General features: G+C 62.3%; 23 protein-coding genes and 2 tRNA genes. 11 read left to right on the forward strand and 14 right to left on the reverse strand.

Annotated elements, in window-relative coordinates; translation table 11 throughout:
* The first annotated feature begins 14 nt into the window (after positions 1-14).
* From gluQRS to ACFOMF_RS00515, 11 genes are all read left to right on the forward strand, one after another.
* The gene (gene gluQRS, locus ACFOMF_RS00465) at positions 15-923 is read left to right on the forward strand and encodes a tRNA glutamyl-Q(34) synthetase GluQRS (protein WP_386360132.1); all 909 of its coding nucleotides are present in this window, start codon (positions 15-17) and stop codon (positions 921-923) included.
* 79 nt (positions 924-1,002) lie between these two features.
* Positions 1,003-1,179, forward strand: coding sequence for a hypothetical protein (locus ACFOMF_RS00470; RefSeq protein WP_386360134.1), 177 nt, complete (start codon positions 1,003-1,005; stop codon positions 1,177-1,179).
* Positions 1,163-4,114 (forward strand): sensor histidine kinase, encoded by a 2,952-nt coding sequence (locus tag ACFOMF_RS00475; RefSeq protein ID WP_386360137.1) that lies wholly within the window; start codon positions 1,163-1,165, stop codon positions 4,112-4,114. Before ACFOMF_RS00470 ends, ACFOMF_RS00475 begins: the two co-directional genes overlap by 17 nt.
* A 45-nt stretch (positions 4,115-4,159) precedes the next feature.
* Positions 4,160-5,560, forward strand: a complete 1,401-nt coding sequence (locus tag ACFOMF_RS00480) for a sigma-54-dependent transcriptional regulator (RefSeq protein ID WP_386360140.1) — start codon at positions 4,160-4,162, stop codon at positions 5,558-5,560.
* A gap of 615 nt (positions 5,561-6,175) precedes the next feature.
* Positions 6,176-7,549 carry a polynucleotide adenylyltransferase PcnB gene (locus ACFOMF_RS00485; RefSeq protein ID WP_386360143.1) on the forward strand — a complete coding sequence of 458 codons (1,374 nt, stop codon included), beginning with the start codon at positions 6,176-6,178 and terminating at the stop codon, positions 7,547-7,549.
* 2 nt (positions 7,550-7,551) lie between these two features.
* Complete coding sequence (gene folK / locus ACFOMF_RS00490; protein ID WP_386360145.1) at positions 7,552-8,082, forward strand: 2-amino-4-hydroxy-6-hydroxymethyldihydropteridine diphosphokinase; 531 nt, start codon at positions 7,552-7,554, stop codon at positions 8,080-8,082.
* Between the two features lie 150 nt (positions 8,083-8,232).
* Complete coding sequence (gene panB / locus ACFOMF_RS00495; protein ID WP_386360148.1) at positions 8,233-9,033, forward strand: 3-methyl-2-oxobutanoate hydroxymethyltransferase; 801 nt, start codon at positions 8,233-8,235, stop codon at positions 9,031-9,033.
* Positions 9,030-9,890, forward strand: coding sequence for a pantoate--beta-alanine ligase (gene panC, locus ACFOMF_RS00500; RefSeq protein ID WP_386360151.1), 861 nt, complete (start codon positions 9,030-9,032; stop codon positions 9,888-9,890). Before panB ends, panC begins: the two co-directional genes overlap by 4 nt.
* 84 nt (positions 9,891-9,974) lie before the next feature.
* Positions 9,975-10,355, forward strand: a complete 381-nt coding sequence (panD, locus tag ACFOMF_RS00505) for an aspartate 1-decarboxylase (RefSeq protein ID WP_386360154.1) — start codon at positions 9,975-9,977, stop codon at positions 10,353-10,355.
* Positions 10,356-10,632: 277 nt separating this feature from the next.
* Complete coding sequence (pgi, locus tag ACFOMF_RS00510) at positions 10,633-12,306, forward strand: glucose-6-phosphate isomerase (protein WP_386360157.1); 1,674 nt, start codon at positions 10,633-10,635, stop codon at positions 12,304-12,306.
* Between the two features lie 68 nt (positions 12,307-12,374).
* Positions 12,375-13,265 (forward strand): oxygenase MpaB family protein, encoded by an 891-nt coding sequence (locus ACFOMF_RS00515; protein ID WP_386360160.1) that lies wholly within the window; start codon positions 12,375-12,377, stop codon positions 13,263-13,265.
* 154 nt (positions 13,266-13,419) lie between these two features.
* Here the strand turns inward: ACFOMF_RS00515 and ACFOMF_RS00520 are convergent, their stop codons facing one another.
* From ACFOMF_RS00520 to folP, 14 genes are all read right to left on the reverse strand, one after another.
* Entirely contained in the window at positions 13,420-13,728 is a 309-nt protein-coding gene (locus tag ACFOMF_RS00520; protein WP_386360163.1) for a BON domain-containing protein, read from the reverse strand.
* Positions 13,729-13,978: 250 nt separating this feature from the next.
* Positions 13,979-16,087 (reverse strand): polyribonucleotide nucleotidyltransferase, encoded by a 2,109-nt coding sequence (gene pnp / locus ACFOMF_RS00525; RefSeq protein ID WP_386360166.1) that lies wholly within the window; start codon positions 16,085-16,087, stop codon positions 13,979-13,981.
* Positions 16,088-16,247: 160 nt separating this feature from the next.
* A complete protein-coding gene (gene rpsO / locus ACFOMF_RS00530; protein WP_386360169.1) occupies positions 16,248-16,517 on the reverse strand; it encodes a 30S ribosomal protein S15 in 270 nt (89 codons plus the stop codon).
* Between the two features lie 111 nt (positions 16,518-16,628).
* The gene (truB, locus tag ACFOMF_RS00535; RefSeq protein ID WP_386360172.1) at positions 16,629-17,546 is read right to left on the reverse strand and encodes a tRNA pseudouridine(55) synthase TruB; all 918 of its coding nucleotides are present in this window, start codon (positions 17,544-17,546) and stop codon (positions 16,629-16,631) included.
* A gap of 3 nt (positions 17,547-17,549) precedes the next feature.
* Positions 17,550-17,927 carry a 30S ribosome-binding factor RbfA gene (gene rbfA / locus ACFOMF_RS00540; RefSeq protein WP_386360175.1) on the reverse strand — a complete coding sequence of 126 codons (378 nt, stop codon included), beginning with the start codon at positions 17,925-17,927 and terminating at the stop codon, positions 17,550-17,552.
* 148 nt (positions 17,928-18,075) lie between these two features.
* Complete coding sequence (infB, locus tag ACFOMF_RS00545; RefSeq protein WP_386360177.1) at positions 18,076-20,562, reverse strand: translation initiation factor IF-2; 2,487 nt, start codon at positions 20,560-20,562, stop codon at positions 18,076-18,078.
* 21 nt (positions 20,563-20,583) lie between these two features.
* Positions 20,584-22,065 carry a transcription termination factor NusA gene (gene nusA / locus ACFOMF_RS00550; RefSeq protein ID WP_386360180.1) on the reverse strand — a complete coding sequence of 494 codons (1,482 nt, stop codon included), beginning with the start codon at positions 22,063-22,065 and terminating at the stop codon, positions 20,584-20,586.
* Between the two features lie 40 nt (positions 22,066-22,105).
* The gene (gene rimP, locus ACFOMF_RS00555) at positions 22,106-22,564 is read right to left on the reverse strand and encodes a ribosome maturation factor RimP (RefSeq protein ID WP_386360183.1); all 459 of its coding nucleotides are present in this window, start codon (positions 22,562-22,564) and stop codon (positions 22,106-22,108) included.
* A 127-nt stretch (positions 22,565-22,691) separates the two neighbouring features.
* Positions 22,692-22,768 (reverse strand) — tRNA-Met (locus ACFOMF_RS00560).
* A 91-nt stretch (positions 22,769-22,859) separates the two neighbouring features.
* Positions 22,860-22,945 (reverse strand) — tRNA-Leu (locus tag ACFOMF_RS00565).
* A gap of 8 nt (positions 22,946-22,953) precedes the next feature.
* Complete coding sequence (gene secG / locus ACFOMF_RS00570) at positions 22,954-23,334, reverse strand: preprotein translocase subunit SecG (protein ID WP_386360186.1); 381 nt, start codon at positions 23,332-23,334, stop codon at positions 22,954-22,956.
* A 3-nt stretch (positions 23,335-23,337) separates the two neighbouring features.
* Positions 23,338-24,093: a triose-phosphate isomerase gene (tpiA, locus tag ACFOMF_RS00575; RefSeq protein WP_386360189.1), complete on the reverse strand. Its 756-nt coding sequence runs from the start codon at positions 24,091-24,093 to the stop codon at positions 23,338-23,340.
* A gap of 62 nt (positions 24,094-24,155) precedes the next feature.
* Positions 24,156-25,496, reverse strand: coding sequence for a phosphoglucosamine mutase (gene glmM / locus ACFOMF_RS00580; protein ID WP_386360301.1), 1,341 nt, complete (start codon positions 25,494-25,496; stop codon positions 24,156-24,158).
* Between the two features lie 6 nt (positions 25,497-25,502).
* Entirely contained in the window at positions 25,503-26,354 is an 852-nt protein-coding gene (gene folP / locus ACFOMF_RS00585) for a dihydropteroate synthase (RefSeq protein ID WP_386360192.1), read from the reverse strand.
* Between the last annotated feature and the right edge of the window lie 3 nt (positions 26,355-26,357).

The following is a 26,357-nucleotide window of genomic DNA, read 5'->3' on the forward strand; positions in this document are numbered from 1 at the left end:
CTTGTTGCCAGCCCATGCCCTCCCTTCCCTCCTCACTTGCTTCGTCCGGCTACCTCGGCCGCTTCGCCCCAACCCCGAGCGGCTATCTGCATTTCGGATCGCTGGTGGCGGCACTCGCCTCCTACCTCGATGCCCGTGCAGCCGGCGGAACCTGGCTGGTGCGGATGGAGGACCTCGATCCCCCGCGGGAAATGCCCGGCGCCCAGGATGCAATCCTGCGCAGCCTGGAGAACTATGGCTTCGAATGGGACGCAGAGATCCTCTGCCAGAGCGGGCGCCACGAGGCCTACGCGGCCGTGGTCGACAGTTTGCTGGAGCGCGGGCTGGCCTACTCCTGCACCTGCTCGCGCAAGCAATTGGCGGCCTATCCCGGCGCCTATCCGGGAATTTGCCGGGAGCAGCACCATAGTCCGGAGAATGCCGCGATCCGCCTGCGCGTACCGGACGTTGAGTATGGGTTCATCGACCGGGTGCAGGGCCGTTACGCCCAGCACCTCGGCCGGGAGGCGGGCGACTTCGTCATTCGTCGGCGTGACGGGCTGCATGCCTACCAGTTGGCGGTGGTGCTCGACGATGCCTGGCAAGGCGTGACCGATGTGGTGCGCGGCGCCGACCTGCTCGACTCCACCCCACGCCAGTGCTATCTGCAGGACCTCCTCGGCCTGCCGCGCCCCAGGTACCTGCACGTCCCCCTGATCACCCAGCCGGACGGGCACAAGCTGGGCAAGCGCTATCGCTCGCCTCCGTTACGTCCCGACCAGGCGCCGCCGATGCTTCTGCGGGCGCTGCGCGCGCTGGGCCAGCCCACACCCATTGAACTGGACGAGGCATCAGCCAGGGAAATCCTCGCCTGGGCAAGCCGCCACTGGGACGCCGGGCTGACCCCCCGGTGCATGACCCTGGAAGAAGCCCGGCTGTCCTGAGCCGACCCAGGCTCGCATTGCGCCTGCCGCCGACAAGCGCTTTCCGTTACCATCCTGCCACTGAGCCAACGGGTGCCCCATGTATATCTATCGACTGGTGCTGATCCTGGTGGTGGGAATCTACCTGTTTTCTCCCGCGATCATGGATTGGTGGATCACTTCGGACGCGGCCTGGTATCGACCCTACCTGTTGTGGCTGATTCTCATCGTCGTCACCTTCATCCTGCAGAGCAGAAGCGATGCTGACCAGCTTTAACCTCAGCGACCTGCTTCTGATCAGTGCCGCCTACCTTTTCCTGCTGTTTGGCATCGCCTGGTGCGCCGAGCACGGCCTGATCCCACGCGGCCTGATCCGCCATCCGCTCACCTACACCCTGTCGATCGGCGTCTACGCCAGCGCCTGGGCCTTCTATGGCACCGTCGGTCTGGCTTACCAGTACGGCTATGGCTACCTGGCTACCTATCTCGGCGTCAGCGGAGCCTTTCTGCTGGCGCCAGTGCTACTGGCGCCGATACTGCGGCTGACACGCACCTACCAGCTGTCGTCCCTGGCGGATCTGTTCGCCTTTCGCTTTCGCAGCACCTGGAGCGGCACCCTCACCACGGTGGTAATGCTGCTTGGCATGCTGCCGCTCCTGGCGCTGCAGATCCAGGCGGTGGCCGACTCCATCGGGATCCTTACGCTGGAGCCTCAGCCCGAGCGGGTGGCGCTGATGTACTGCGTCATGGTGATGCTGTTCACCGTCCTGTTTGGCGCCCGGCATGTGGCCTCGCGGGAGAAACACGAAGGACTCGTGTTCGCCATCGCTTTCGAGTCGCTGGTCAAATTGCTGGCCCTGGGCGCGATCGGCCTCTATGCCCTGTTCGTGGTCTTTGAAGGGCCTTCCGGGCTGGAGACCTGGCTGACCACCAACCAGACCGTGCTCAACGCACTGCACACGCCGCTGCAGGAAGGGCCCTGGCGAACCATGCTGCTGGTGTTCTTTGCCGCCGCGCTGGTCACGCCGCACATGTACCACATGACCTTTACCGAGAACATCGAACCACGCACCATGCTCACAGCCAGCTGGAGCCTGCCACTTTTCCTCCTGCTGATGAGCCTGGCGGTGCCCTTGATCCTGTGGAGCGGGCTGGAGCTCGGGGTGAACACCTCACCGGAATATTTCAGCCTCGGCATCGGCATGAGGGTGCAGAGCGAAACCCTGGTGCTGCTGGCCTACATCGGCGGGCTGTCGGCCTCCAGCGGCCTGATCATCGTCAGCACCCTGGCGCTTTCTGGAATGGTGCTCAACCACATCGTCCTGCCGGTCTACCAGCCCCCGACCGAAGGCAATATCTACCGCTGGCTGAAATGGACACGCCGTTGGCTGATCGTGGCGATCATCGTGGCCGGGTACGCCTTCTACCTGCTGCTCGCCAGCCGGCAGAGCCTGACCAACCTGGGCAGCGTGGCCTACGTCGGCATGCTGCAGTTCCTGCCCGGCGTGCTCTGCACCCTCTACTGGCCGACAGCCAACCGCCGTGGCTACATCGCCGGCCTCAGCGCGGGCACCGGAGTCTGGCTGTTCACCATGCTGATCCCGTTGTTCAACACCAACATGCTCCATCTGCCGTGGATCGAGAGTCTCTACGTGCTCGACGAAACCACCTGGCACCTGACCGCCGTGGCCTCCCTGGCGATCAACGTGCTGGTCTTCTCGCTCGTTTCGCTGTTCACCCAGGCGACCCCGGAAGAAGTGCGTGCAGCCGAAGCCTGCGCGGTGGAAAACATCCGCCCCACCCAGCGCCGCGAACTGGTCGCCGTCTCGCCGCAGGAGTTTGCCGCTCAACTGGCCAAACCCCTCGGCGCCCGGACCGCGCAGAAGGAGGTCGAGCAGGCGCTGCGCGAGTTGCACCTGCCGTTCGATGAGTACCGACCCTACGCGCTGCGACGGTTGCGCGACCGCATCGAGGCGAACCTGTCGGGACTGATGGGACCCAGCGTGGCGCAGGATATCATGAAGAATTTCCTGCCCTACAAGGACAGCACCGAGGGATTCGTCAGCGAGGACATCCACTTCATCGAAGTCCGCCTGGAAGAATACCGCTCCCGTCTGACCGGCCTGGCGGCCGAGCTTGACGCCCTGCGGCGCTATCATCGCCAGACCCTGCAGGAACTGCCCATGGGCGTCTGCTCGCTGGCCAAGGATCGCGAAGTACTGATGTGGAACCGCGCCATGGAGGAACTGACGGGCATTACCGCGCAACAGGTGGTCGGCTCGCGCATCACGATCCTGCCAGAGCCCTGGCGCGGGCTGCTCGAAGGTTTCATCGAGCAGCCCGACGAACATGCGCACAAGCAGCGCCTGACGCCGGACGGCACCACGCGCTGGCTGAACCTTCACAAGGCAGTCATTGATGAACCCATGAGCCCCGGCAATACCGGGCTGGTCCTGCTGATCGAGGACGGCACCGAGACCCAGTTGCTCGAAGACCGCCTGATCCACTCCGAACGCCTGGCCAGCATCGGCCGCCTGGCCGCGGGTGTGGCCCACGAGATCGGCAATCCGGTCACCGGCATCGCCTGCCTGGCGCAGAACCTGCGCGAGGAGCGCGAAGACGATCAGGACATCGCTGAAATCAGCAGCCAGATCGTCGAGCAGACCAAGCGGATCTCACGCATCGTTCAGTCATTGATGACCTTCGCTCATGCCGGGGCGCATCAGCGTCAGCTCTATCCGGTGAGCCTCGCCGAGGCGGCCCGGGACGCCATCGCCCTGCTGTCGCTGAATCGCCAGGGTCCGGATGTCCACTTCGTAAACCTGTGCGACCCTGCTCATCTGGCCGAGGGCGACTCCCAGCGCCTGGCCCAGGTGCTGATCAATTTGCTGTCGAATGCGCGCGACGCCTCGCCTCCGGGCGGCACCATCCGCGTTCTCAGCGAAGCCGGCGAACAGAGCGTGTTCCTTTGCGTAGAGGACGAGGGAAGCGGCATTTCCCGCGAGATCCAGGACCGCCTGTTCGAGCCGTTCTTCACCACCAAGGACCCGGGCAAAGGCACCGGGCTGGGCCTGGCTCTGGTCTATTCGATCGTGGAAGAGCATTATGGCCGGATCGATATCGACAGCCCGACCGACCCGGCCAGCCAGCGCGGCACCCGTTTCCGGATCAGTCTCCCACGGTATGTCGACGCGACACCCGCTGAGGGATGACGCCGCCTGGCGCCCGCTCCTGAAGATCGTCGAGAGAAGGTTCTGATGTCCCATATCCTGATAGTCGAAGACGAAACCATCATCCGCTCGGCCCTGCGCCGGCTGCTCGAGCGCCACCAGTATCAGGTCAGCGAAGCCGGTTCGGTGCAGGAAGCGCTGGAGCGCCACACCCCGGCCGAGTTCGACCTGATCATCAGCGACCTGCGCCTGCCCGGGGCACCCGGCACCGAGCTCATCCAGCACGCTGGCGAGCGGCCGGTGCTGATCATGACCAGTTACGCCAGCCTGCGCTCGGCGGTGGACTCCATGCGCATGGGCGCGGTGGATTACATAGCCAAACCGTTCGACCACGACGAGATGCTTCAGGCGATCGAGCGGATCCTCAGCGAACAGCCCAGCGGCCAGGCGCCCACCGCCAGCGCCGTGCCGCAGAGCGCGACCGCCGGGCAGACGGACCTGGGCATCATCGGTCGCTGCGCGCCGATGCAGGATCTGTTCGTGAAGATTCGCAAGGTGGCCCCGACCGACTCCAACGTGCTCATCCTCGGTGAGTCCGGCACCGGCAAGGAACTGGTCGCGCGGGCGCTGCACAACCTGTCGCGGCGGGCGAAGTCTCCAATGGTATCGGTCAACTGCGCTGCGATCCCCGATACGCTCATCGAATCGGAACTGTTCGGCCATGAAAAGGGTGCCTTCACCGGCGCCACCGCCGGACGCACCGGACTGGTCGAGGCCGCCCACGGCGGTACGCTGTTTCTCGACGAGATCGGTGAGCTGCCACTCGAAGCCCAGGCAAGATTGCTACGGGTGCTTCAGGAAGGCGAGATCCGCCGTGTCGGCTCGATCCAGTCGCAGAAGGTCGATGTCCGCCTGATCGCCGCGACCCACCGCGACCTCAAGACGCTGGCCAAGACCGGGCAGTTCCGTGAAGACCTCTACTATCGCCTCAACGTCATCGCCCTACGCCTGCCTGCGCTGCGCGAGCGCGAGAGCGATGTCCTGGAAATCGCCGATGCCTTCCTGGTCCGCCAGGCTGAACGCCTCGGCCTGGAGCGTCTCAGCTTCGCCCGGGATGCACAGATGGCCATCCTCCGCTATTCCTGGCCCGGTAACGTGCGCGAGCTGGAAAATGCCATCGAGCGGGCGGCCATCCTCTGCGAGAAGCCGGAGATCACCGCCGAGCACCTGGGCATCGATGTCGAACTGGAGGAAATGGACGCCTCCTACGAAGACAGCGGGCGCCATCCGGCAACCAGCGACAGCAGCAGCAACGAGCCGACCGAGGACCTGTCGCTGGAAGATTACTTTCAGCACTTCGTCCTTGAACACCAGGATCACATGACTGAAACCGAGCTTGCCCGCAAGCTCGGCATCAGCCGCAAATGCCTCTGGGAGCGCCGTCAGCGATTGGGTATTCCGAGGCGCAAGACCGGCACTGGCGAGTAACGCAACGCACGCATTCTGTTACCGAAGCGTAACGACGCCGGGGCCATCGGTAACAGAAATCCCGCCTCTGCCGGATCCGGATACCGTCAAAAAGTCACAACGCATTGATTTAAAAGGATTATCTGCTGTTGGCACGGTGCCTGCTTATAACTGGAACAACAACAATAAAAGCAGAAGACATAATAAGAACTACACGTAACGGCTCCAGCACAATAACGACAAGAATGCGGAGACGAGGCTAACTGATTCTTTTGGAGAGGAAGCATCCTCCAGCCAGGCCGAGAAGAACAAGAAACTGCATGAGCAGCACTTGATCTGGTTGAATGAGGAAACATCAGCGTCCAAAGGTATCCGTTTGCTCTTGCCCCGATATGGGGTGACCCGGAGGCTCCGGCCCGAGGGCGAGTGACAATAACAACAACAGACTCGAAGACGACACGCAACAGACTTGAAGGGAGCCTCGGCTCCCTTCGCTGCGTCTGGGCCATTGCCCGCCACATCCCTGCGCAGCAGTGCTAGAATCGAGCCCTGCAGCACAACCGGACCGTCTTGGCAAGCATCGAAGCAATGTCGACCGGTCCGGGCTGCCTCCCATTCCGTTGCACAGAATCCCTCATGCTGAAGAAGCTGTTCCAGTCCTTTCGTTTGCCCCTGCGTCGCCTGCCGCACCAGCGTCATGCGCCGGAAACCCTCACTGCCCGCCAGCACAGCCTGCGCCGGCAGGACATCAGTCGTAACGCAGTCAGCGTGGTGGAGCGATTGCAACAGGCCGGGTACGAGGCCTATGTCGTTGGCGGCTGCGTACGGGACTTGCTGCTGGAGATCGAGCCCAAGGATTACGACGTGGCCACCAGCGCCACGCCTGAGCAGGTGCGGGCGGTGTTCCGCAACGCTCGCGTGATCGGCCGGCGCTTCAAGCTCGTGCATGTCCACTTCGGACGGGAGATCATCGAAGTCGCCACCTTTCGCGCCGAGCATCCCGTCGACGACGAGGATGATCACCTTGCGTCGCGCAACGAAAGTGGTCGACTGTTACGCGACAACATCTACGGCACCCTGGACGATGACGCCCAGCGCCGTGACTTCACCATCAACGCGCTGTACTACGATCCGAGCAGCGAACGCATCGTCGATCACACCCACGGTATGCAGGATATCCGCAATCGGCTGATTCGCCTGATCGGCGACCCCGAGCAGCGTTATCAGGAAGACCCGGTCCGGATGCTGCGCGCGGTGCGTTTCGCAGCCAAGCTGGATTTCGACGTCGAGCGGCACAGTGCCGAACCCATCCGGGAGCTGGCGCCTCTGCTCGAAGGCATTCCCGCGGCGCGTCTTTTCGATGAGACGCTCAAGCTGTTCCTGGGCGGCAATGCCGAGCACACCTATGACCTTTTGCGTCACTACGACCTGTTCGCGCCCCTGTTTCCCGCCACGGCCGAGGCGCTCGAGGACAACCCCGAGTACACCGACCGATTGATTCGCCAGGCGATGATCAACACCGATCTGCGCATCGAACAGGGCAAGCCGGTCACCCCGGCGTTTCTCTACGCCGCGCTTCTCTGGCCCGCCCTGCCCGCCCGGGTACAGGAACTGCAGGACAGTGGCATGCCGCCGATTCCTGCGATGCAGGAGGCTGCCCACGACATTCTCTGGGAACAGTGCCAGCGCACCGCCCTGCCCAAGCGCTTCTCGATTCCTATGCGGGAAATCTGGGACATGCAGGAGCGGCTTCCGCGCCGTCAGGGTCGACGCGCTGACCAGCTGATGGAAAATCCGCGCTTCCGCGCTGGCTACGACTTCCTCCTGCTGCGCGAAAGCGCGGGCGAGCAGACCGGCGGCCTTGGCGATTGGTGGACCCGCTATCAGGAGGTCAACGAGAGCACCCGACGCACCATGATTCGCGAGCTCAGCGGCGATAAAGGAGCGGCAGGCGCGCCACGCAAGCGCCGCCGCAGTGGCCGGCGGCGCAGCGACGGCGCGGCGGAATAGCCATGCAGCGCGCCTACATCGGCCTCGGCAGCAATCTCGCCGAACCGCTCGCGCAACTGCGCAGCGCTCTGACTGCTCTCGAAGGCATACCCGCCTCCAGGCTGGTCGCCGTATCCAGCTTCTATATCAGTGACCCGCTGGGTCCGCCCGACCAGCCACGCTACGTCAATGCGGTCGCCGCGCTCGACACCAGCCTTGCCGCGCTGGAGTTGCTCGACGCCCTGCAGACCATCGAGCGCGACCAGGGCCGGGAGCGCAAGGCCGAGCGCTGGGGCCCACGCACCCTCGACCTCGACATACTCCTGTTCGGCGACCAGCTCATCGACGAACCCGGGCTCAAGGTGCCGCACTACCACTTGCAGGCCCGGCCTTTCGTGCTCTATCCACTGGCAGATATCGCCCCGACCAGCCTGCGCCTCGCTGACGGCCGAACACTGCCCGACCTGCTCAAAGCCTGCCCTTTCGAGGGCCTCGAGCGTCTGAGCGAGCCGGTAACGGCCTTGGTAACAGCGCCGGTAACACGCGGCGATTGACTTCTATCCGACCCATCGGGACTATAAGCGCCCCTGCCCGAATGCATGCTCAGGGGCATTGCGCTGCTTTTCGCACCGATAGACGGGCTCCGGCCCATCACCATAAAAAGAGTGCGCTACGCCGCGCCACCGTGACGAGAGGACGACATCATGTCCGAAGTAACCCTGACCACGCTGCAGGCGCAAAAGCGTGAAGGCAGCAAGATCGTCATGCTCACCTGCTATGACGCGATCTTCGCCAGGACCGCCTGCGAGGCCGGCGTCGAAATGCTGTTGGTGGGAGATTCGCTGGGAATGGTACTCCAGGGCCACGACAGCACCCTGCCGGTCAGCCTGGACGACATGGCCTACCATACGGCCTGCGTGAAGCGCGGCAACCGGGGCGCCATGATCGTCGCCGACATGCCCTTTATGGCTAACGCCACCACGGAACAGTGCCTGCACAGCGCCGCACGCCTGATGCAGGCCGGAGCCCAGATGGTCAAGCTCGAAGGTGCGGCCTGGCTGGCCGAATCGACTCGGCTGCTGACCGAGCGCGGGATTCCCGTTTGTGCTCACCTGGGCCTGACACCCCAGTCGGTCAATCTGTTCGGCGGTTACAAGGTCCAGGGCCGGCAACAGGAGGCCGCGCAGCAATTGCTCGACGACGCCCGCGCGCTGGAAGCCGCCGGGGCGGCCATGCTGCTCGTGGAATGCGTGCCCAGCGACCTCGGGGCGCGCATCGCCCAGGCCGTGGAGATTCCGGTGATCGGCATTGGTGCCGGCGCCGGCACCGACGGTCAGGTGCTGGTGATGCACGATATGCTGGGCCTGTCCCTCAGCGGCCGAACGCCGAAGTTCGTGCGCGACTTCATGCAGGGGCAGAACGACATATCCTCCGCCATCGCCGCCTACAGCCGCGCGGTCAAGAGCCGTGCCTTCCCGGCCAAAGAACATGAGTTTACCGCATGAGAACAGTGACCACCGTTGCCGAGCTGCGCGCAGCGCTGGAAACGGCTCGGGGTAAAGGGCGATCCGTTGCCCTGGTACCGACCATGGGCAATCTGCACAGCGGCCATATCGCCCTGGTGAAGCGAGCTCGCGACGAGGCCGGGCTGGTGGTGGCCAGTGTCTTCGTCAATCCCCTGCAATTCGGTGCCAACGAGGATCTGGACAGTTATCCGCGTACGCTGGCGGCCGACCAGGAAAAGCTCCAGTCAGCCGGGTGTGACCTGCTGTTCGCTCCGACAGTCGAGCAGATGTATCCCCACGGTCAGCAGCAGCTCACCCGTGTCAGTGTGCCGCAAGTTTCCGAAGGCCTCTGTGGCGGGAGCCGTCCCGGTCATTTCACAGGGGTCGCCACGGTGGTCTGCAAGCTGTTCAACCTGGTGCAGCCGGATGTCGCCGTGTTCGGTCAGAAGGATTTCCAGCAGTTAGCGGTGATTCGTCGCATGGTCCGCGATCTCGACATCCCGGTACGCCTCATCGGCGAGCCTACCGTGCGTGCCGCGAACGGCCTTGCGCTCTCATCACGCAATGGCTATCTCAGCGCCGCCGAGCGCGACCTCGCCCCGATCCTCTATCGAGTACTGACGACCCTGGCCGACCAGATCCGTCAGGGTCGCCGCGACCACGCCGCCCTGCTGGCCGAGGGCCGGGCTTCGATCGAGGCCGCCGGCCTCCAGGTGGATTACCTAGAGTTGCGCGATGCCCTGAGCCTGGAGACGGCCACCGCCGAGAGCCGCCAACTGGTGCTGCTGGTGGCGGCCTTTATCGGCCGCACGCGCCTGATAGACAACCTTCAGCTGGACCTCGACAGCCTCGAGTGACACCTTGTCGCCCATCGCCTTGCTAGCCCAGCAGGCTTCGGGCACACTTCGCGCGCTTGCGCCACCGAAGAGGAATAACCCGCCATGCACGCCATCATGCTCAAGGCCAAACTGCACCGCGCCCAGGTGACCCACGCGGTCCTCGACTACGAAGGCTCCTGTGCCATCGATGGCGACTGGCTGGACCTGGCCGGGATCCGCGAATACGAGCAGATCCAGATCTACAATGTGGATAACGGTGAGCGCTTCACCACCTACGCCATCCGCGGTGAAGAAGGCTCGAGGATCATCTCGGTCAATGGTGCTGCCGCGCACAAGGCCGGCGTCGGGCATCGCCTGATCATCTGCGCTTATGCCCATTACAGCGAAGCCGAGCTGGCAAGCTTCAAGCCGCATGTCCTTTACATGGGCGAAGATGGCGGGCTCAGCCACACGAGCAATGCCATCCCGGTGCAGGTCGCCTGAGTGCCCCTCGCCGATGAAGCCCGGACCGGTTTCCGGGCTTTTTCATATCGGCGTTCAGTGAAATAGTTGGTAACGTGGAACGCGGAGCACCGGTTCTCGGTCTGAGCAAGGTCGACGGCGCCGGGACGGCGCCGTCTTCGCCTCTGGTGAAACCGGAGCGATCCACGCTCCCTGTGGTCAGGACCGACCGCAGGACGTTTCAGCACGATCCGGGCAGGCACCATCGACATCGATAGGAACAGGCCCTGGCCCGCTACGCAAAGGAAGCCGCATTCCCATGACCTCTTACTACCAGCAACCTCTCGACGTAACGGCCCTGCCCTCTTGGAAGGCCCTAAAAGAACATCGCCTGGGCATGCAGAATTTCCACATGCGCGAGGCGTTCGAGGCCGATCCCAAGCGCTTCGACGAATTCTCCACGGCCTGCTGCGGGCTGTTTCTCGACTATTCCAAGAACCTGATCAACAAGGACACCCTGCAGCTACTGATGAACCTTGCGCGCGAGGCCGGCGTCGAGCAGGCGGCCCACGCGATGTTCAACGGCGAAGCGGTCAACGTATCCGAGCACCGGCCCGCCTTGCATACCGCCCTGCGTCGGCCCATGGGCGATTGCCTGGAGATTGACGGCCGCAACATCCTGCGTGATGTCCACGGCGCGCTGGCCCAGATGACCGATATCGTCTCGCGCATCCATAACAATCTGTGGCGCGGCTTCAGCGACAAGACCATCACCGACGTGGTGAACATCGGCATCGGTGGGTCCTTTCTCGGCCCGCAGCTGGTTTCCGAAGCGCTACTGCCCTTCACCCAGCAGCAGGGCGGCGTACGCACCCACTACTTGGCCAACATCGACGGCAGCGAGTTTCGCGAAGTCACCGCCAAGCTGAACGTCGAGACCACCCTGTTCATCATCTCCAGCAAGACCTTCGGCACACTGGAAACCCTGAAGAACGCCCAGGCAGCTCGCACCTGGTATCTGGGCAAGGGCGGCACCGAGGAGAAGCTGTACCGGCATTTCATCGCAGTCACCAGCAACAAGCAGGCAGCGATCGAATTTGGCATCCGGGAAAAGAACATCTTCCCGATGTGGGACTGGGTAGGCGGTCGTTACTCGCTGTGGTCGGCGATCGGTCTGCCCATCGCCCTTGCCATCGGCATGTCCAACTTCAAGGACCTGCTGTCAGGCGCTTACAGCATGGATTGTCATTTCCTGCACGAGCCGTTCGAGCGAAACATGCCGGTGTTGCTGGCGATGTTGGGAGTCTGGTACCACAACTTCTGGGATGCCCAGACCTACGCTTTCCTGCCCTACGACCATTACCTGCGCAACTTCGTCAAACACCTGCAGCAGATGGACATGGAGTCCAACGGCAAAAGCGTGCGCCAGGACGGTACGCCAGTGTCCTGCACCACCGGCCCGGTGATCTGGGGAGGCGTTGGCGCCAACGGTCAGCATGCCTATCATCAGTTGCTGCACCAGGGCACCCCGGTGATTCCGGTCGACTTCATCGTGCCCGTGGTCAGCCACAATCCTGTTTCCGATCATCACGAGTGGCTGTATGCCAACTGCCTCTCCCAGAGCCAGGCGCTGATGCGCGGCAAGACCGGGGAGGAAGCCGAAGCCGAACTCCGCGCCAAGGGCTTGCCCGAGGACGAGGTCAGGCGACTGGCCCCACACAAGGTCATTCCCGGGAATCGTCCGTGCAACACCCTCGTGATGGAGAGCATCAGCCCCGGCCGACTTGGCGCCCTGATCGCCCTCTACGAACACAAGGTCTTCGTGCAAGGCGTGATCTGGGGTATCAATTCCTTCGACCAGTGGGGCGTGGAGCTGGGCAAGGAGCTGGGCAAGAACGTCTACAACCGGTTGGTCAGCTACGACGCACCACCGGCCGACGACTCCTCCACCCAGGGCCTGATCGACTATTTCCGCGGCCGTCACCGCGGCTGAGGCTCGCTTGCAAGCGAAGCCTCAGCTTTCCGCTTGCAAGCCGCCGCGCACCGTCTTAGCGTGGCCGCATGCTTCCTTCCCCCCGCCGCTACATCGAATCCCAGGTGCTGGGCCTGACCGGCCTGGCCTTGGGCGGCATCGATTATGAAAATCCCCGTGGTGAGCCCGGCCTGTTCGGTCCGGACTCGGTCTGCTGGAAGGTGCATGGCGATTTCAGCTGCATGATGATCGGCGGCATCTCGGCCTTGCTGCTGCAAGCGATGCACCCGCTCGCGCTGGCAGGCGTCTGGGATCACTCCAACTTCCGCGAAGACCTGCTCGGCAGGTTGCGCCGCACCGGCCAGTTCATAGCCGCCACCACCTACGGAACCGAAGCCGACGCCGCACGGCTGATCGAACGAGTCAAACTGATCCACTGTCATGTGACGGGGTTTGCCCCGGATGGCCGACCTTACGCGGCCTCCGACCCTGCACTGCTGACCTGGATCCACGTGGCCGAGGTGAGCAGTTTTCTCAACGCCCATCTGCGTTACCTCAATCCACGCCTGCCGGAGCCTGACCAGGATCGCTACTTTGAGGAAACCGCCCGGGTTGCCGAACGCCTGGGTGCCCGCGACATTCCGCGCAGCCGTCGGGAAGTGGCCGAGTATTTCGAGGGCATGCGCCCGGCGCTGTGCTGTGACGAGCGCACCCGCGAACTGGTGTGCATCCTCATGGAGGCGCCTGCGCCTTCCCCGCAAACCCGTCCATTCGGGATGCTGTTGCGCCACGCCGGCGTCGACCTGTTACCCGACTGGGCCGCTCGGGAGCTGGACCTGAGCAAGAGCGCACTGGAGTCGCGCCTGATCCGCGCCGGCGTCAGGAGTTGCACGCCGGTGCTGCGCTGGGCCGTGCGCAACGGCTCGGTGCACCGCGCCAGACGCCGCATGGGATTACCGGAGAGACAGCCGCTCGATTGAGAGCGAACACCAACCGGACATGCGTCAGGACTGGCTGAGCCCGATGAGTCCCGGAGACAGGCAATGCACCGCTGAGCCCCACCCCCTGGAGCATGACAAGGCCAAAAAAACCCCCGCCCGGACCGGCCGGACGGGGGCTCGTACAACGCCTTGGTCAGTTGAGGGTTTCGAGACCGTCAGCCATCACATCGCGAACCCCATCTACCGAGCGGGCCTCGGCAATTGCAGCTTCCTTTTCAGCTTCGCTGGCCACGGTGCCAGACAGCGATACCACACCGTCGACTGTCTCTACGGTGATGTCCATGCCCGGAGTCGAGCCTTCAGTCAGCAGGGCGGTCTTGACCTTGGTGGTGATCCAGGTGTCGGAGCCGGCGTCACCGGCATCAGCGAAAGCGGCACCAGCCAGGGGCAGGCTCAGTGCAGCGGTGATTACGGCGGCAGTCATGGATTTGCGCATTTTCATGGTGAGCTCCTCTTCATTTTCTCTTCAAAATAGACCACTGGTCGATTTACTAATTCAGAGCAACTCGGATGCCAACTTCTACAAGATCTTAAAACCATTAAAAATCAGGAAGTTATGACAAAAACCCCACCTCGGGGCAATGCGTTCTGCATGAGTGGCGGAAGAAGTAGTATGCAAGTTGCATAACCTGCCCCTGCTTGGAGAGAGGCAAAAAAAGGGCCCGAACGGGCCCCTTTCTTCATTGCGGTGTTCAGACGCCCGAGGCTTCAGCCGCCGCAACGTCCTTGATCGACAGCTTGATGCGGCCGCGGTTATCCACGTCCAGCACCAGTACCTTGACCTCTTCGCCTTCCTTGAGCACATCGGTGACCTTCTCGATGCGCTGTTCGCTGATCTGCGAAATGTGCACCAGGCCGTCCTTGCCCGGCAGGATGTTGACGAAGGCACCGAAATCCACGATCCGCTCGACCCGACCCAGGTAGATCTTGCCGATCTCCGCCTCGGCGGTGATCGCCAGTACCCGCTGCTTGGCTGCTTCGGCGGCTTCCTTGGTTTCGCCGAAGATTTTCACCGCGCCGCTGTCATCGATGTCGATCGAAGCCTTGGTCTCTTCACAGATCGAACGGATGGTAGCGCCGCCCTTGCCAATGACGTCGCGGATCTTGTCGGAGTCGATCTTCATCGCCAGCATGGTCGGCGCGTTGGCCGACAGTTCAGCGCGCGACTGCCCGATCACGGCATTCATCTGACCCAGGATGTTCATGCGCGCTTCGAGCGCCTGATCCAGGGCAATCTCCATGATTTCTTCGGTGATGCCTTGGATCTTGATATCCATCTGCAGGGCAGTGATGCCACCGGCGGTGCCGGCCACCTTGAAGTCCATGTCACCCAGGTGGTCCTCGTCACCCAGGATGTCGGTCAGGACCGCGAACTTGTCGCCTTCCTTGACCAGGCCCATGGCGATACCTGCCACCGGTGCCCTCATGGGAACACCGGCGTCCATCAGAGCCAGCGAGGCGCCACAAACCGAGGCCATGGAGCTCGAGCCGTTGGATTCGGTGATTTCCGAGACCACGCGGATGCTATAGGGGAAGGCATCATCCTTCGGCAGCATGGCCTGCACGCCACGACGCGCCAGGCGTCCATGACCGATCTCGCGACGACCGGCACCGCCCATGCGACCGCACTCACCCACCGAGAACGGCGGGAAGTTGTAGTGCAGCATGAAGCTGTCCTTGCGTTCGCCTTCGAGGGTATCGAGCAACTGGGCGTCGCGCGCAGTACCCAGAGTAGCCACTACCAGCGCCTGGGTTTCACCACGGGTGAACAGCGCCGAACCGTGAGTCTTGGGCAGCACACCCACTTCGATCTTAAGCGGGCGCACGGTGCGGGTGTCGCGACCATCGATGCGCGGCTTGCCGTTGACGATGTTCTCGCGAACGATGCGGTATTCGATCTCGCCAAAGGCATCCTTCACCTCACTGGCAGACGGCTGACCCTCGCCTTCACCAGCGAGCTTAGCTACCACCTGCTCGCGGAGCTCGTCCAGGCGCGCATAGCGATCCTGCTTGATAGTGATGGTATAGGCGTCGGACATCGCCTCGCCGAATTCGCCACGGATGGCTTCGAGCAGCGAGGTGTTTTCCGGGGCCGGCTCCCAGTTCCAGGCCGGCTTGCCTGCTTCGGCAGCGAATTCCTTGATGGCCTGGATAACGGTCTGGAACTCTTCATGGGCGAAGAGCACGCCGCCGAGCATCTGGTCTTCGGTGAGCTCTTCGGCTTCCGACTCGACCATCAACACGGCCGATTCGGTGCCGGCTACCACCATGTCCAGGCGCGATGCCTTGAGCTGCTCGTAGGTGGGGTTCAGCAGGTAACCGGTTTCCTCGTGGAAGCCGACACGGGCCGCGCCGATCGGGCCGCTGAACGGGATGCCGGACACGGCCAGCGCGGCCGAGGTGCCGATCATCGCAGCGATGTCCGGGTCGGTCTTCTTGCTGGTGGAAACCACGGTGCAGACGACCTGGACTTCATTCATGAAGCCTTCGGCGAACAACGGGCGGATCGGCCGGTCGATCAGACGCGAGGTCAGGGTTTCCTTCTCCGAAGGACGGCCCTCACGCTTGAAGAAGCCACCCGGGATGCGTCCGGCGGCGTAGGTCTTTTCCTGGTAGTGCACTGACAGCGGGAAGAAGCCCTTGCCCGGGTCGGCCTGCTTGGCACCAACGACGGTGACCAGCACGCTCACGTCGTCATCGACGGAGACCAGTACGGCACCCGAAGCCTGGCGTGCGATGCGCCCCGTCTCGAGGGTGATGGTCGACTGACCGAACTTGAATTGCTTGATTACCGGATTCACGGTTTTTCCTTCTCTTTGTTGCCTTTGGGAAATCGGATGAACCGGCGGGACTCGGACCCGAACCGATCCTTCACAAAGCTAAAAGCTGGAAGCCAAAGCAGAAAACCCTGAGGTTCTCCGCTTCGGACTTCCAGCTTCTGGCTTCCAGCTAGCTTGCGTCTTAGCGACGCAGCCCCAGACGACCGATCAGGGTGCTGTAACGAGTGGTGTCCTTGCCTTTCAGGTAGTCCAGCAGCTTGCGGCGCTGGTTGACCATGCGGATCAGGCCGCGGCGGGAATGGTGATCCTTGCCGTTGGCCTTGAAGTGGCCTTGCAGCTTGTTGATGTTGTGGGTCAACAGCGCAACCTGCACTTCGGGCGAACCGGTGTCGCCTTCGGCCTGCTTGTACTCGTTAACGATCTGGGCTTTTTCTTCAACGCTGAGTGCCATGATGGGCTCCTTCAATGAACAGGCCGGGATAATCCCGTGTAAGTAAGGAGGTATGACCGTGCCTGCCAACAGCCACCCTCGAAACGCCGTACCAGGGCACGGCGCCATCGGTCATTCCGACCGAATCAGACGACGCGGAGCGACCCGCCCGTCATCGCTCACTTCACCGATACCAATGAAGCGACCGTTGTGATCAATGACCCGCAACATGCCGAACTTTGGAGCCTCTGGTGCCCATACCGGCTGTCCGTGCAGCCAGTAATAGGCGGTGTGCTCCGACAGCCGGATCAGCGGCCAATGCTCCAGCCCACTGTCGACTGGCTGTAGAAAGCGATCCAGCGCCTCTGCACCACCCTCGGCATGGGCCTGCTCGAGTGCTTCGAGAGACACCGCCTGGCCCAATCCGAAGGGACCGGCCTGGGTTCGCCGCAGTTCCGCCACATGGGCACCGCAGCCAAGCGTCTGGCCGATGTCCTCCACCAGGGTCCGCACATAGGTGCCCTTGCTGCAGGCCACTGCGAGCCGCGCGCGGTCACCCTCGAGCTCGAGCAGATCCAGGCGCGCAATGGTAACAGAACGCGCCTCGCGCTCCACTACTTCTCCGGCCCGGGCCAACTTGTACAGCGGCTGCCCATCGCGCTTGAGCGCCGAATACATCGGAGGGATCTGCTGGATGTTCCCTCGGAAACGGCCAAGCGCATCGCTCAACTGCTCCTCACCGACAGCGACAGGCCGACGCTCGATCACCTCGCCTTCGGCATCGCCGGTGGTGGTGGTGACACCAAGCTGAGCACAGGTCTCATAGCCCTTGTCGGCATCGAGCAGATACTGGGAAAACTTGGTCGCCTCGCCAAAACACAGCGGCAGCACACCCGTAGCCAACGGATCGAGGCTACCGGTATGCCCGGCCTTTTCGGCGTTGAGCAGCCAGCGCACCTTCTGCAGGGCGGCGTTGGACGTCAACCCACGGGGCTTGTCCAGCACCAGGATGCCGTCCACCTTGCGGCGAATACGCTTCACTTGTGCCACGCGTTACTCCTCGGAAGGGTCCTGGTGCTTGCGGTCTTCGGCCACGGCACGCTCGATCAGCGCGGTCAGTTCAGCACCGCGCCGCACGCTGGCGTCATAGAGAAAATGCAGTTGCGGCACGGTGCGCACCTTCATCCCCTTGCCCAACTGCATGCGCAGGAAACCGGCGGCGTCCTGCAATACATCCAGGCTGCGCTGGAAATCATCCTGCCCCATGACAGTCAGATAGACCTTCGCATGGGACAGGTCACGACTGACATCCACCGAGGTGATGGTGACCATGCCCAGCCGCGGATCCTTGATCTCACGCTGGATCAGCATCGCCAACTCGCGCTGGATCTGGTCACCGATACGTTGGGTACGGCTGTATTCTTTGGCCATAGATCTGCCTCAAAGCTGCAAGCTGCAAGCTGCAAGCTGCAAGCTGCAAGCTGCAAGCTTGAAATTCGGGCGGCCGCAAAGCTAAACGGCAAGTTCGATCAGCGACGAATCGCCTGTCGAACTTGCCGTTGACGCCTTGCCGCTGCGATTAAAGCGAACGCGCGACCTGGACTTTCTCGAAGACTTCGATCTTGTCGCCGACCTTGACGTCGTTGTAGCTCTTCACGGCAATCCCGCACTCCATGCCGGCACGGACCTCGGCGACGTCGTCCTTGAAGCGACGCAGCGACTCCAGTTCGCCCTCGAAGATCACCACGTCATCGCGCAGTACGCGAATCGGGCGGTTCCGATAGACGTTGCCCTCGATCACCATACAGCCAGCGACCGCACCGAATTTCGGCGAGCGGAACACATCGCGAACCTCGGCGACACCCAGGATGTTCTCGCGAACATCGCTGCCGAGCATGCCCGACAGGGCCTTCTTGACGTCATCGATGATGTCATAGATCACGTTGTAGTAACGCAGATCCAGGCCTTCCTGCTCGACGATCTTGCGTGCGCCAGCGTCGGCACGGACGTTGAAGCCGAACAGTACCGCGTTGGAAGCCAGGGCCAGGTTGGCATCGCTTTCGGTGATGCCACCGACGCCACCGCCGATGACACGAACCTGGACTTCGTCGTTGCCCAGGTCACCCAGGGCACCCTGAAGAGCTTCAAGCGAACCGCGAACATCGGATTTGAGGACCACGTTGAGGGTCTTCTTCTCATCCTGGCCCATGGTCTCGAAGATGTTCTCCAGCTTGGCCGACTGCTGTCGGGCCAGCTTGACCTCGCGGAATTTGCCCTGGCGGAACAAGGCGACTTCACGAGCCTTCTTCTCGTCGGCGACCACGGTGAGTTCATCGCCCGCTTCCGGCGTGCCATCGAGACCGAGGATCTCGACCGGGATGGACGGACCAGCGCTCTTCACTGGCTTGCCGTTCTCGTCGAGCATCGCCCGGACACGACCAAAGTTGGCGCCGCACAGCACCATGTCGCCCTGGCGCAGGGTACCGTTCTGAACCAGCACGGTAGCAACAGGTCCACGCCCCTTGTCCAGGCGCGACTCGACCACCACCCCACGACCGGGTGCATCCGGTACAGCCTTGAGCTCCAGGACTTCGGCCTGCAGCAGCACCGCCTCGAGCAGCTCCTCGACCCCCGAACCCGCCTTGGCGGAAACATGGACGAACTGGGTATCGCCGCCCCACTCTTCAGGGATTACCTGACGTGCGGCGAGATCATGCTTGATGCGATCAGGATCAGCATCCGGCTTGTCGATCTTGTTCACCGCAACGACGATCGGAACCCCGGCCGCCTTGGCATGCTGCACGGCTTCCTCGGTCTGCGGCATCACGCCGTCGTCCGCTGCCACCACCAGGATGACGATGTCGGTCGCCTTGGCACCCCGTGCCCGCATCGCGGTAAAGGCCGCGTGTCCGGGAGTATCGAGGAAAGTGACCATACCTCGATCGGTGTCCACGTGATAGGCACCGATGTGCTGGGTAATGCCACCGGCCTCGCCGGCGGCCACCTTGGCACGACGGATGTAGTCCAGCAGCGAGGTCTTGCCGTGATCGACGTGACCCATGACCGTTACCACGGGGGCGCGGGTGAAGGATTCACCCTCGAACTTCAGCAGCTCGGCGAGCTGTTCTTCCAGCGCGTTGTCGCTGACCAGCTTCACCTTGTGACCGAACTCTTCAGCCACCAGCAGAGCCGTGTCCTGATCCAGGACCTGGTTGATGGTTACCGGAGAGCCCATCTTGAACATGAACTTGATGACTTCGGCAGCCTTGATCGACATCTGCTGGGCCAGCTCGGCCACAGTGATGGTCTCGCCGAGCGCAACTTCACGCACCACAGGGCCGGTCGGGCTCTGGAAGCCATGCTGGTTGCGCTTTTTCGACTTGCCCTTGCCCCGACCGCCACGACGACCGAAACCATCCGCGTCGTCGTCGGCACTACGGGTGGTACGTCCAACCGGAGCCTTGGCCTTGAGCGACGGCCGATGCTGGGCGTGCTTGCGATCACGCCGCTCATCGTCGTCGGTGCGCTTCTCCGGGAGCCGGCGGGGCTCTTCGCGCTTGCGCTCGTCAGCCGGAGGCGGCGGCGCTGCTGGAGCAAGCTCCACCTTCGCCACAGCTGGCTCGGCCGCAGGAGCACTCGCCGCCCGGGATTCGGCCGCGCGGCGCGCCTCTTCCTCGGCGCGTTGACGAGCCTCTTCTTCCGCCTTGGCGCGCGCAGCCTCTTCGGCCGCCCGCTGGGCTTCAGCCTCGCGCTGCTTTTCAGCCTCGAGCTCATCGGGGCTGCGCTTGATGTAGGTCTTCTTCTTGCGGACCTCAACGCTGATGGTCTTGCTACCTGCCACCTTCAGCTTGGTGGTGGTCTTGCGCTGCAAAGTAATCTTGCGCGGCTCCTCGTGACGGTCGCCATGACTGCTCTTGAGGTGCGTCAGCAACGCCTGTTTTTCACTATCGGTCACTACTTGATCAGCGTTGCTGTGCGGCAGTCCTGCCTCACGCATCTGCTGCAGCAGTCGCTCGACCGGTGTGTCGACCACCTGGGCCAGTTCTTTCACCGTGACTTGCGTCATGCATTCTTCTCCTCGGGCCGCTTACTCGAACCAATGGGCTCGGGCAGCCATGATCAACTTGCCGGCACGTTCTTCGTCGATGCCATCCACTTCAAGCAGGTCGTCGATCGACTGCTCCGCCAGGTCTTCGCGGGTGACGACACCGCGTATCGCCAGTTCGACCGCCAGCTCCTTGTCCATGCCTTCCAGCGCGAGCAGGTCTTCTGCCGGCTGGGCGTCGGCCAATTTTTCTTCGGTTGCGATCGCCTTGGTCAACAGACGGTCCTTGGCCCGCGCTCTGAGTTCGTTGACGATGTCCTCGTCGAAACCTTCGATGCCGAGCATTTCCTCCATCGGGACGTAGGCAATTTCCTCCAGCGTCGTGAAGCCCTCGTCGACCAGGGCCTCGGCCAACTCCTCGTCGACCTCCAGCTCCTCGACGAAGCGCTGCATGATGTCGCCGGTTTCCTTTTCCTGCTTGGCCTGGATGTCGGACTCGGTCATGACGTTCAGCGTCCAGCCGGTCAGCTGGCTGGCCAGGCGAACGTTCTGGCCACCACGACCGATGGCCTGGGCCAGGTTGTCTTCGGCGACGGCGATATCCATGGCGTGAGCGTCTTCGTCGACGATGATCGCCGCAACCTCCGCCGGTGCCATGGCGTTGATGACGAACTGCGCCGGGTTATCGTCCCACAGGACGATATCCACTCGTTCACCGCCGATCTCGCCCGATACAGCTTGGACTCGCGAACCACGCATGCCGATGCACGCACCCTGCGGATCGATTCGCTTGTCTTTCGAGCGCACGCCAATCTTGGCCCGCGAACCGGGATCACGCGAAGCCGCCATGACTTCGATAAGACCCTCGGCAATCTCCGGGACCTCGATGCGGAACAGTTCGATGAGCATCTGTGGCGCGGTGCGCGACAGGATCAGTTGCGGACCGCGGTTCTCGCTGCGAATTTCCTTGAGCAGGGCGCGCATGCGGGTACCCACCCGGAAAGTCTCGCGAGGAATGATGTCTTCGCGAGCCAGCAGCGCCTCGGCATTGTTGCCCAGATCGACGATCACATTGTCCCGGGTCACTTTCTTCACTGTGCCGGAGATGATCTCGCCGACGCGATCGCGGTAAGCATCAACCACCTGCGCGCGCTCGGCCTCGCGGACTTTCTGCACGATGACCTGCTTGGCGGTTTGTGCCGCGATGCGACCGAATTCGATGGACTCGATCTTTTCTTCGATCACCGCGCCCACTTCGATGCCGGGGTGCTGCTCCTGGGCATCCTCGACAGTGATCTCCGCCGACGGATTCTGATACATGATGTCTTCAACCACGGTCCAGCGGCGGAAGGTCTCGTAGCTGCCACTGACGCGATTGATCTCGACCCGCAGGTCGACCTCGTCGTCGTAACGTTTCTTGGTTGCCGTGGCCAGCGCGGTTTCCAGCGCTTCGAATATTACTCCAGGCGGCACGCCTTTCTCATTGGAAACCGACTCAACTACCAGCAGTACTTCTTTGCTCATCGAACGCCTCGCCTATTGCAGTCCCTTTAAGACCCGCAATTCACTCAAACCGGGGAATGATGTTGGCCTTGTCGATCGCATCGATCGGCAGGAGATATTCGTGATCCTCAACGAGCACCACCACTTCCTGCTCCTCTACCCCGCGAAGCAGGCCCTGAAAATTGCGTCGCCCCTCGAAAGGCATGCGCAGCTTGATCTTCACCTGCTCGCCGGCATGAGCCGCGAACTGCTCGAGGGTGAACAAGGGCCGATCCATCCCCGGGGATGACACTTCCAGGGTGTATTCGGCACTGATGGGATCCTCTACATCGAGCACGCCGCTGAGTTGCCGGCTGACCTTCTCGCAATCCTCGATGAGGATCCCGTTCTCATGGTCGATGTAGACACGCAACAGGGAATGCCGTCCCTGGGGAAGAAACTCGATGCCCCAGCACTGATACCCGAGGGCTTCGACAACTGGCGACAGTAAAGCCTGCAACTGTTCTAGCTTGCTGGACAATGGAGTTCCTCGCGCTTGATCTAGAAACGAAAAATGGGCGAAACGCCCATCCCTTGGGTCACCCGTCAATGCCGGCGACCTGGCTTAGCTAACAAAAAGCCCCTGTAGTAGGGGCTTCTCGAAAAACTGGTTGCGGGGGCTGGATTTGAACCAACGACCTTCGGGTTATGAGCCCGACGAGCTACCAGACTGCTCCACCCCGCGTCAAAGTAGGGCACGAATAATAAAGCAACCTCAAGCCGAGGTCAATCAATGCCTGAAAACAAGAAAGCCCGCTTTCGCGGGCCTGCCTGTTTGGTACCGAGGAGGGGACTCGAACCCCTACAGCCTATGGCCACTACCACCTCAAGGTAGCGTGTCTACCAATTCCACCACCTCGGCAAAAACCCTTACTGTACCGGGGCTTGCGGAACATCTCCGCCCGAACCTGCGGGACCGCGAGATTCTAGCACCGGAACATCATCCTCGACAGGCTGGCTGACGGGAATCTCCAACACCGCAGGATCCGGCAAGCCAGCCCGGGAGACCTGATCCGCTTGCCGCGTGGCAAAGTAGGCCAGACCCAGACTGGTGACGAAAAAAACGGCCGTCAGTATACCAGTAAAGCGACTCAGAAAGGTAGCACTACCTTGGCTCCCAAACACGGTGGCCGAAGCCCCCGCGCCAAAGGAGGCACCAGCGTCCGCCCCTTTACCCTGCTGCAGCAGCACCAACCCGATCACCGCAAGAGCGACCAGCAAGTGCACTACGATAATAACGGTCTGCAACATCTGTTATTTCCCAACGGCACGACAGATCGCACCGAAATCTTCTGCACTCAACGAGGCACCTCCAATCAGGCCCCCATCAATATCCGGCATGGCAAACAGCTCTGCCGCATTCTGCGGCTTGACACTACCGCCGTAAAGAATCCTGGTGCCAGCCGCGACCAGCGAGTTCGCCTTGTTCAGGCGCGCCCGAATGGCAGCGTGCACTTCCTGAGCCTGCTCCGGCGAAGCTGTCAGCCCGGTCCCAATGGCCCAGACCGGCTCGTACGCGACAACAGCCTTCTCGAACACGCCAATACCCAGCGGCCCCAATATCGCCGTCAGCTGCGCCTCGACAACTTCGAACGCCTTACCGCTTTCGCGCTGCTCAAGCGTTTCCCCTACACAGAGTATCGGCTTGAGACCACAGGAAAGTGCAGCTTCGAACTTGCGCCGAACAATCTCGTCACTCTCCCCGAGCAGCAACCGCCGCTCGGAATGCCCGACGAGAACCCACTCACAACCCAGGTCTGCCAGCTGCTTCGGCGAAACCTCGCCGGTCAACGCACCGAAACCCGCGTCAAAAGCACAGTCCTGGGCGCCGAGCTCGATCGTACTGCGAAACAATCCTTCATGGACCTGCCCAAGGTGCACAGCGCTCGGGAAAACAGCGAGCTGAACAGCCTCCGGGACATCCATCGCGGCGAGGTCCTGAACCAGCCCGGCGACACTTGAGCGGGTACCGTTCATCTTCCAGTTACCAGCCACCAGTGGTCGGCGCATGAATCACCTCGTCCGTCAAAGTGGGCGCAGATGTTAATCTGCAAAATCTCGACTGGCAAGCCTCAAACGCAACTTCTCGCTACGACTTCAGCGAGCTGCTCGGCATAGCCACGCACCAGGACCGCATCGTCGCCCTCGACCATGACACGCACCAGCGGTTCGGTACCCGATTTACGCAACAAAACCCGCCCGCGACCGGCCATTTGAGCGGTGATTTGATCACTGGCAGCCTGTACATCCGGATGCGACACTGGGTCTTCCCCTCCCTCCAAGCGCACATTGATGAGCACCTGAGGGCACTTCTTCAGCGCCATGCGCTCTTCGGCCAGGGTCTGACCGCGACGTCGCAGCGCCCTGACCACCTGCAGCGCTGCGATGATGGCGTCGCCCGTGGTGGCATGCTGGGCGCAGACGATGTGCCCGGAATTCTCGCCACCCAGGCTCCAGTTGCGTTTGAGCATCTCGGACATGACGTAACGGTCGCCGACTTTCGCCCGGACGAAAGGGATATCGCGCGCCTTGAGTGCGAGCTCCAGCCCCAGGTTACTCATCAGAGTCCCGACCACCCCACCTTCGAGCAGACCACGTTCCTGCAGGTCCGCCGCGATGATGAACAGTAACTCGTCGCCATCGACCACGGAGCCGGCATGGTCGACCATCATTACCCGATCGCCGTCCCCATCAAAGGCGATACCCATGTCTGCACCGTGCTCGAGGACCGCCTTCTGCAGCTGCACGACATGCGTCGAACCCACCTCGGCGTTGATGTTGAGGCCATCGGGCTGTGCGGCAATGGTGACCACCTGGGCCCCAAGCTCGCGAAAGACACTTGGCGCCACCTTGTAGGTCGCACCGTGGGCGCAGTCGAGCACCAGCTTGAGACCCGCCAGGTCCGTACTGGTCGGCACGCTGCTTTTGCAATACTCGATATAGCGTCCGGCCGCATCGTTGATCCGCGATGCCTTGCCGAGCATCTCGGACTCCACGACCTCCATGGGCGTATCGATGAGCTCCTCGATGCGAAGCTCGATATCGTCCGGAAGCTTGGTGCCCTTGCCAGAGAAGAACTTGATGCCATTGTCGTAATGGGGATTGTGCGACGCACTGATCACGATCCCGGCATTGGCGTGGAAGGTTCTGGTGAGATAGGCCACCGCAGGCGTTGGCATTGGACCCAGCAGCAGCACGTCGGCGCCGGCCGCTGACAGTCCAGCCTGGAGCGCGGATTCGAACATGTAGCCGGAGATACGGGTGTCCTTGCCCACCAGAATGCGGCACTTGCCCTGGCCGGCGAAGGCTTTGCCAGCTGCCCAACCCAATTTGAGCATGAACTCCGGAGTGATCGGATGCTGACCGACGCGTCCGCGAATGCCGTCGGTACCAAAATACTTTCGTGTCATCAGAACATCCTAGTCCGCTGCCTCAATCGCAGCCACCATTCGAACCACGTCAACCGTTTCAGCGACGTCGTGAACTCTTACTATCCTTGCCCCCTTGGCCACGGCCAATGTCGCCAGGGCAAGGCTGCCGCTGAGCCGACCGCCAACGTCCCGCTCCAGGACCCTGCCGATCATGCTTTTGCGCGACACGCCGACAAGCAGTGGTCGACCGAGCACGCTCAAGCGTTCGAGATGCTTGAACAGACTCAGGTTGTGCTCGAGCGTCTTGGCAAAGCCGAACCCGGGATCGATGAGGATACGCTCCAGGGCGATACCACCTGCCTGGCAGGCCTCCATGCGCGCCTGCAGAAACCCGACCACGTCATTGATCAGATCGCCATAGCGAGGGTCCTCTTGCATATCGCCAGGCTCCCCGAGCATGTGCATCAGGCAGACCGGCAGGCCTGTCTGTGCTGCAGCCTCGATCGCGCCGTCCCGGCGCAGCGCACGGACGTCATTGATCAGTCCAGCGCCGCAACGGGCACTGTCGAGCATGACCTGCGGACTGGAGGTATCTACTGAAACTATGACGTCCAGCTCTGCGCTGATCGCTTCGACGATGGGCAGTACCCGATCGAGCTCTTCGTCCACCGAAACCGGAGGCGCGCCCGGGCGAGTCGACTCCCCCCCCACGTCTATGAGTGTCGCCCCGGCGGCAAGCATCGCCTCGGCATGACGCAGCGCGGCATCGCGCTGAAAGAAGCGACCGCCGTCCGAGAAGGAGTCTGGCGTGACGTTGAGAATCCCCATCACCTGCGGACGGGACAAATCAAGAACCCGGTTGCCGCAAGGCAACCGGGTCTGGTGAAGCGCATCACTCATGTT

Source organism: Stutzerimonas tarimensis (assembly GCF_042648805.1).
GTDB classification, from domain to species: domain Bacteria; phylum Pseudomonadota; class Gammaproteobacteria; order Pseudomonadales; family Pseudomonadaceae; genus Azomonas; species Azomonas tarimensis.